Origin of the sequence: Lactobacillus jensenii DSM 20557 (assembly GCF_001436455.1) — a bacterium.
GTDB classification, from domain to species: domain Bacteria; phylum Bacillota; class Bacilli; order Lactobacillales; family Lactobacillaceae; genus Lactobacillus; species Lactobacillus jensenii.
This window is the reverse complement of record NZ_AYYU01000063.1, coordinates 1-906: the sequence shown is the minus strand read 5'-3', so window position 1 is coordinate 906 and position 906 is coordinate 1. Positions and strand designations below refer to the sequence as shown.

Sequence of the window (906 nt, the reverse complement as noted above, 5' to 3'; positions counted from 1 at the left end):
ATCTATTTACACAAAAAATTTGACAGTTTCGTATTTCTGTTCATCAGCAGTTTTAAATATCCATACAAATTGTAATGGATTGTTACGATTAGGTTCATGCTTAACAAAGTCGTCAATTGATAGTTGCCTAATTAATTCTTTAGCAAGCGGTACAGAAACTGGCATTGCCATTTTATCAGTTCTCCTGACCATTTTAAATTTGTTGTGTCTAACGAGAAATTTTAATCTTGCTAATGCTTCAGCAACGTCCATCTGAACTCTCCTTATTTATTATTGATAATATTATTATAACAATATCTAGAATACCTTGCTACTAATTAGTAGCAAAATAGTGGCTCTATCTCTTTTGGAGCAAAATAAAAAAGAGTTTATTTTAAACTCTTTTCCCTTCAATTAAATTAGCTCATCTAATATTTATTGTGCTGATATTGTCCAAGTTGCTATTTTTACAATTTCTGGAATTTTAACATTGTCCTCCTTTAATGCATTAGCGCTGGTTGAATAACTTCTTTAAAAATTTGATAGTCACTAATGTTCTTTTCTTTGAGGTAATTTTTTTAAATGTTGCTGATATATTTTCCCTTGTATAAATAAAAGTATAAATAAAAAAATATTTCCTAAAATCAAAAAAAGACAATTAATATCTCACATTTTATAATTAGGTTTAAAATTTGCATTTTCTTTTAAATGAAAGACAGTAAATATCCTATTTCATTGCTGATATACTATCTTTCAGTTTGCTCTCCTTTTATTTTTTCTGAGGAATACTTTTAAAGTGTTCCTCAATCTTTAATTCCAATTTTTTAATCAAAATTTGAGTTTTAATTATGCTATATATAAAACACAAAGTTAATAAAATGATAATTAATTCTAGAATTGGAAACTGTCAAATTTTTTGTGTAAATA

Annotated in this window: 1 protein-coding gene; it reads right to left on the bottom strand. The window is 26.0% G+C overall.

What is annotated here, in order from left to right; genetic code table 11:
* Positions 1-6: 6 nt before the first annotated feature.
* Positions 7-252: a hypothetical protein gene (locus tag FC45_RS07440; RefSeq protein WP_006584692.1), complete on the bottom strand. Its 246-nt coding sequence runs from the start codon at positions 250-252 to the stop codon at positions 7-9.
* Between the last annotated feature and the right edge of the window lie 654 nt (positions 253-906).